Annotated in this window: 1 protein-coding gene; it reads right to left on the reverse strand. The window is 54.7% G+C overall.

The window, feature by feature from the left end:
- Positions 1 to 11: 11 nt before the first annotated feature.
- On the reverse strand, positions 12 to 7,787 hold the full coding sequence (locus FRY98_RS07415; RefSeq protein WP_148451034.1) for a non-ribosomal peptide synthetase: 7,776 nt from the start codon (positions 7,785 to 7,787) through the stop codon (positions 12 to 14).
- Positions 7,788 to 7,820: the final 33 nt, after the last annotated feature.

Raw genomic sequence — 7,820 nt, forward strand, 5'->3', positions numbered from 1 at the left:
CTGAATTCAGTTTATTGTTTATAAAAATCCATAATCGCTTCCAGCTCTTCGATGGACAAATCGCTTCCGCCGACGTCCGAAGGCGTCAGTTCGCGTGATTCTTTCTCCATGCAATGCTTGATGATTTCCGTCAACTGGGTCTTGAACAATTCTCCGAAGACGCGAATGTCCGCTTCCGCATATTCCGTCAGGTTATACTCGATCGACAGAATCAGGCGGCCGTCTTCCACAAGCCCCGTAATGTTCAGGGCGATTTCCCGTTCGGCCTCCGGGCTGACCGTTTGTCCGTAAGACAGGTCGGACGCCCGGAACAGGTCCGTGTTGACGTCGTTGTCGAATTGCCCCAGGTAATTGAATTTGATCTCGGGCTCCAGCCTGAACTGCAGATCGCCAAGGTCTTGACTCCCGGCCAGGTATTTCAGGATTCCGTGCCCGACGCCTTTGTTCGGGATCCGCCGGATCTCCTCCTTGACCGATTTAATATGGTAGGATACATCCGCCGAGCTTGGAACGTTCAAGACGACGGGATAAACGGAAGTAAACCACCCGACCGTCCTGCTGATATTTACATTTTTCAAAATTTCTTCCCTGCCGTGGCCCTCCAGGCAGATAAGGACGTCCTCCTCCCCGGTCCATAACGATACGGCCCGCCCTAGGGCGGCAAGCAGAAGGTCGTTGATTTCGGTGTTATAGACCTTGTGAACTTTGCCGAGTAGTTCCTCCGTCTCGGATTGGGATAACCGGAAGGAGTAGATCATGTTATCCGCGACCCTGGCCGCCTGTCCCGTGTAGGGTGACGATTTCGGCAGCGCTTTTATGTTCGCGGATTCGATCCGCTTCCAGTATTGCCGTTCTTGTAGCATCGCCTCACTGTTCGCATACTCTTTCAGCCGTTTCGCCCAGGTTTGGTATGAGTCCGTTTTGGCCGGAAGCGCGACCGGCTCGCCGCAGAGAGCTTGATGATAGGCCAGCGTCAAATCCTCGAACAAAATACGCCAGGAAATGCCGTCGATCACCAAATGGTGAACGATGACGGCCAAATGGTCGCCCAAGCCGGTCTTGAACAAGCCCACTTTGACCAGCGGCCCCCGCTCCAGATCTATACTGCCATGAAGCCGGTCCAATTGACGGGAGATTTCCAGCCGGCCCTCTTCCCCTTCCGGCACGGCCGCTACGAACAGATCGAACCAGGAACGCGGATCCTCTCCGGCCGCCTCTTCGTTGTATTGCTTCCATCCTCCGCCATCCGGCCGATAGACCATTCTTAATGCATCATGATGGCGGACCAGCCCGCGGAAGGCTTCCGCAAGAATCTCTGGATCGAACCCATCCTCCTTAAAGAGAACGACGGCCTGGTTCCAATGATTCGCCGGCGTGAACCCGGATGCGAAGAACCATCGTTGAATCGGAGTCAATTCAACAAATCCCTCGACAGGCCCTTGATCGATCTCACGATGATCGGCTTCCACATACTTGGACAGCTTCCGGATTACCGGATTCTGAAACAGGTCCTTCATTTTCAGCGTATAACCTTGACTGCTCAGCTTGGAGGATATTTGAATCGCGCGGATTGAGTCTCCCCCAAGCTCGAAGAAATTGTGGTCGATGCCGACCTGACGGACGCCTAGAACCTCCTCCCAAACCGAAGCCAGCATGCGCTCCACTTCATCGCGCGGTGCGGCGTAATCGTCCGCCGAAGCGTTGTCCCGCTCGGGAGCCGGCAGGGCGGCCCGGTCAACCTTGCCGCTGGCCAGCAGCGGCATCCGCTCCAGGGTGATGAAATAAGCGGGGATCATATAGCCGGGCAGCGCGGCCGCCAATTCTTCCTTCAGCTTATGAATGCAATCTTCCTCATGGCCGAGCATGGAAGGGTCTGGCACCAAATAAGCGCACAAATATTTGCTCCCGGTTTCATCTTCCCTGGCCAAGACGACCGTTTGCCGGATAAAAGGGGATTGCTGAATGCAAACTTCGATTTCCTCCAGCTCAATGCGGAAGCCCCTGATTTTCACCTGAAAATCTTTACGTCCGGCAAACTCCAGATTCCCGTCGGGAAGCCAGCGTCCCAAATCACCGGTTTTATACAGTCGCAGCGACTCCCCTGTCCCCCTTCTAAAGGGATCTTCCATGAACGACTGGCCCGTTCTTTCCGGATCGTGAATATAACCGCGGCCGACCCCGGCTCCGGATACGCAGATTTCCCCGTACACGCCTGCCGGACATAGGTTCATCTGCTCGTCGACCACATACAGATTCAAATTCGCCAGCGGTTTGCCGATAGGGACGTTGTCCACTCCCTCGGGAAGTTCGCGAATCACGTGCTGGCTGATATCATCGGCCGCCTCCGCGGGCCCGTAGGCATTCACGACGGGAATCCCGGGATATAAGGCAAGCCATCTTCGGGCCAGATCCGGCTTGATCGCTTCGCCCGTAATCATCAAGTAACGGAGGGCTTGCAATTTCGCACCGGTCTGCTCCAGCACGTCCAGCATGACCGCCAGATAGGAAGGGACTACTTCCAGAAGCGCGACCCGGTCTGCGATAATCCCCTCTATAAACCGCTCGACCTCCAATACGGATTCCTGCGGGTAAATAGCGGTCGTTCCGCCCAAAGCCAAAGCTCCGAAGCACTGCCAAACCGAAATATCAAAACAGATATTCGCGTTTTGGGCGAAGACCAGGCGGCGGTCCAAACCCAGCTCATCGGCTTCCGCAAGGACGTGGTTCAACAGACCCTTGTGCTCGATCATTACGCCTTTCGGCTTTCCGGTGGATCCGGAGGTGAACAGGATATAGGCCAGGCTGTCCGGATCATGGGTATGTTCCAGATTTTCCGGAATTTCGCGCATCAGTTCATCCATCACTTGGTCCAGGCACAAGATGTCCCCTTCGTACAGGGCTTCCAAACCATCCTGCAGAAATTCCGAATGAGTAATGAGTATTTGTGCCCCGGAATCCTCCAGGATACGAGCTTTCCGCTTTACCCCGTACTCGATGTCTATCGGCACATAAGCCCCGCCCGCCTTCCAAATTCCGAGCACGCTCTGGATAAAATCGGGGGAACGCTCCAGCATGACCGCGGCAACCGTATCAGCCGGCATTTCCCCTAAACGTCTTTGCAAATAGCGGCCGATCCGATTCGCTTGGGCATTCAGTTCCGCATAAGTCCAGACGTTCCCGCCGCATTTCACTGCCGTTTCTTCCGGCTGCTCCAAGACAAACCGCTCAAACCGGCGGGGCAACGTCAAGCTGAAATCGTAATCCGCGGCTTTCCCCCGGCCCAGTTCGATCAACTTCTCCCGCTCATTCTCTGAGAGCCATTCGGCTGCGGCCAAAGGGCGATCCGGGTGAACAACCAGGTTTTGCAGAAGCTCTACGTAGTGCCGGCCGATTTGCGCAGCGGTTGGTTTTTTAAAAAGATCGGTATTATATTGCAGATCAAAATGAATCTCCGCTTCATCCGCATACACATCCAGCATGAGATCGAACTTGGAGATTTCATGCTTCAATTCGTATGGGGTAAGGAGCAATTCGCCGAGCTGAACTTGCGGCTTCTCCCGGTCCGTCAAATTGAACATCGTATCAAAGAGCGGGTTGCGGCTCGTGTCCCGGTCGACATTGAGCAGCTCGACCAGCCGTTCGAACGGCAAATCCTGATGATCGATCGCCGACAAGGTATGGTCCCGGACCTCCTGCACAATCTGGCGGAACGTCTTCTGCCGTTCCGGAAAACCGCGCAGCGCCACCGTATTGATAAACATCCCCAACATGTCCTGGACATCCCGGTGTTGGCGTCCGGCGACCGGCGATCCGACTACGATATCCTCCTGCTCGGTATATTTCGACAAGAGTACATAATAAGCGGACAGCATGACGGCAAACAAAGTGGAGCCCGTGTCTCGGGACAGCTCCCGAAGCGCACCGGAAAGTTCGGATTGCAGCGAAAACGGCAGGGTTTCGCCGTTAAAGCTTTGCATAGCTGGCCTTCTGTAATCCAAGGGCAAGTTCAGCACGGGAAGTTCCCCGCTGAAGTGCTCCAGCCAATACGCCTCATGCGCCTTCATCTCTTCGCCCGACAGCCGTCCGTTCAACCAGGCCGCATAATCCTTGTACTGAATTTCCAGCGGCGGCAGCCGGTCACCCCGATACAACTGTTCCAGTTCACGCAGCATCAGGTCCCCAGACAGGCCGTCGGAAATAATATGATGCATGTCGATGAACAGCACATTCTCTTCTTGTCCGGTTTGCAGCAGACGAATTCGCAGCAACGGAGCTTCCTCCAAGTCAAAGGGAAGGATGAAGGAGGAGATTTGCCGCTGAACCTCCTCTCTTGCCGCGCCAAGCATCTCCACGGTTTCCACCCGGCAGTGCGCCCGGGGATGAACCTTTTGCACAAGTTCACCGTCCACGACGTGAAATGAGGTGCGGAAAACCTCGTGCCGCTCCACCATTTGATCGACAATCCGCTGCAAATGCGCCGTGTTTACTTCCCCCGCAACGCGATAGGCGAACGGCATATTGTAGGCGGTTGAGCCCGACTCCTCCAGGGTGTTCAACACATACATTCTTCTTTGCGCCGGGCTGACCGGGTAATGGATACTGGCCGGAACCGGAAAAATGGACGAGGTTGGGCTCCTCCCGTCGTTTAACTCCCCAATCCGTTCAGCCAGAAGCGCCACGGTCGGGAAGCGGAACACGTCCTTCACTTTCACGTCCACGCCAAGCTCTCCGTGTATTCTCGACACGATCACCGTTGCTTTCAGGGAATGGCCGCCCAATTCAAAGAAATTATCGTGCGTACCGACACGTCCGGCGTCCAAAACCTCCGACCAAATGGAAACCAAGGTCTCTTCCGTCCCGTTGCGGGCCGGTACAAAACCTTCGTCGGACCGGAGATCAACCGGATCGGGCAGCTGGCTGCGGTTGATTTTTCCGTTGGCATTGTGCGGCATCTCTTCCAATTGGACAAAGACGGCGGGCACCATGTATTCCGGTAAACAACCATGTAAATAATCCTTCAGTCCGGACACCGGAAGGGCGTGGTTCGCAGTATAGTAGGCGCACAAGTATTTTTCGCCTTCACCGGATTCCTTCACAAGAACGGCGGCTTCCCGGATCTGTTCGTGCTCGCTCAACCGGTGTTCGATTTCGCCCAGTTCGATACGAAAGCCTCTGACTTTAACCTGATGGTCTTTCCGGCCGACAAACTCGAGATTTCCGTCCGGGAGCCATCGGCCCAAATCTCCGGTTTTGTACAACCGCACGCCAGATTCCGGACCGAACGGATCCTCCATAAAGACTTGACCCGTCCGTTCCGAATCGTTCAGATAGCCCCTTCCGACCGCGATGCCGGCCACGCAGATTTCTCCCACGATCCCGACAGGGCACAGCCGCATCCGGCTATTCACGATATAGATGCGGATATTGGGCAGCGGCTTTCCGACCGGAATGTACCCGCGATTCTCCGGCGTCCGATCCATCACGTATTGGCAGATGTCGTCGGATGCTTCCGCGGGTCCGTAGGCGTTGACCATTCTGACATCCGGGCAAAGCTCAAACCAGCGGGCAACCAGGGCCGGCGTCGCCGCCTCACCGGTAATCATCAGATGCCGCAAATGTTCGAAGCGGATTACCCGCTCCTCCACGATGTCCAGCAAAATCCCCAAATAAGAGGGGACCACTTCGAGCAAAGTTACCCGATCCCGGATCACATGATGAATAAATGAACCGGGTTCCAGGATCAGCTCGTCCGGATAAATCGCCGTTGTTCCCCCCAGTATCAAAGCGCCGAACAACTGCCATACCGAAATGTCGAAGCAGTGATTTGCCGTCTGGGCAAAGATTAGTTGATCGTTTAAGCCGAGATCGTCCGCCTCCGCCCAAATATGATTGAGCATGCCCAAATGCTCGATCATGACGCCTTTCGGTCTCCCGGTGGAGCCCGAAGTAAAAAGCGTATAGGCCAGGTCGGTCATGGCCACCGGCAGGTCAAGATCGCTCTCCGCTTCCTGATCCGCCGGGCGAACCAGAAGGTCCATCTCGACAAGCCGGCCCGGATACCGGTGACATAAGCCTTCATCCGCATAGTCGGAAAGCGTCACGATGATTTTGGCCTCCGAGTCGGCGACAATCCTGGCCTTTCGCTCCTCGGGGTAAGAAACGTCTACCGGGATGTACGCGGCTCCGAGTTTCCATATCGCCAAAATGCTTTCAACCATCAACGGCGAGCGCTCCAGCATAACGGCCGCAAAATCGCCGTGACCCAGGCCGCGCTCCCTAAAAATGCGCGCCAGGCGATTCGCATTCCGGTTCAACCGGGCGTACGTAATCGCCTCCTCTCTATAGAGCAGCGCGATTTTATCGGGATGACGGCGAACGTTTTCTTCGAATAACCGGTGGGCGGGCTTGTCCAGCCTGAACGCTTTGTCCGTGCGGTTAAAGTCGGCAAGGATCGTCTCTTTTTCCTGGTCCGTAATGATATCGATGTCTTGAACCAAAATCCGCTCATTCTCCAGGACGGTCTCCACGATCCGCCTCAAATGGCCTTCCAGGCTCCGCAGCAAGCTTTCCTCATAGACGAGCCCGTTATAAGTAAACAGTACTTCGAGTTCCCGTTCGGGAAACACCGTAATATCCAGATCATAGTTGGTATGCTCCAACATTTCGCTATCGGTCACGGAAAGAGCTTTCTCTCCGTCGCCGTTCGTCGTTTCCAGCGGATAATTTTCAAAAACGAGAATATGGTTAATCAGATGATGCTTAAGCGCGGTTTTCGCTTGAATATCCGCCAGGGAAACATAGCTGTAGCGGTTCGCCTCCAGAATCGAATCATGCACTTGACGAAGCAGTTCCCGAAACGAAGTGCCCGCGCCGCTCTTGACCCGCAAAGGAAGCGTGTTGATGAACAAGCCTACCATGCTCTCGATTCCCGGTAGTTCAGGCGGCCTTCCCGAGACGACCGAGCCGAATACCACATCTTCGGAATGGTTGTAATGGTGCAGTAAGATACCCCAAATGGCGTGAAATACCGTACTTAAAGTCACTTGGTTGTTTACAGCCAGCCTCTGGAGACGCCGGGTCGTTTTCTCATCCCATTTAAACTGATATCTTCGATGATCGAACCCATCTTTCGCCTCGCCTCCAACGGAGGGAACCCGAGCCTGCAGTTCATAATCTCCCAGATAGCCGCCCCAATACCGCAGCGCCTCTTCCTGGTCCTGCTCACTCAGCCACATGATATAGTCGCTGTACGGATAAGCGGGGTCCAGTTGAAGCGGAAGACCGCCCGCCAGCGCCTCATAAATCCGGAATAAATCTTGAGCCAGGATCCCCATACACCAACCATCCATAATAATGTGGTGAAATCTCCAGACGACCTTATGGACTTCTTCGTCCATTTTAAAAACAGCCATCCGCAGCAGCGGTCCGGTTTCCAAATCGAATTTCCGCTCCCGGTCTTGGTCTTGATAAGCTTCCACCCTTCGGGACCGTTCGTCTTGGGGATATCCGGTTACGTCCATGTAGTCGATTTGCGGATCACGCTGGTTCAGCACGATTTGCAAGGGCTGTTCCACTTCCGTAAATATAAATACCGTTCGCAGCGCATCATAGCGGTCGACCAGTTTCGCGAAACTGCGTTTCAGCGTTTCGGGACATAGTTCCCCTTTGAGCGTGAACGAAACCTGCTCAAAGTACGCTTCGGAGTCCGGTTCCAGCAAGGAGTGGAATAAAATCCCTTCTTGCGTCGGCGAAAGCGGGTAGATCTTATCGATTTCATGTTCGCTCAAATTCACACACTCCCCATTTATTTCGCTGCCGGA

This window comes from Paenibacillus faecis (assembly GCF_008084145.1).
Lineage (GTDB): Bacteria > Bacillota > Bacilli > Paenibacillales > Paenibacillaceae > Fontibacillus > Fontibacillus faecis.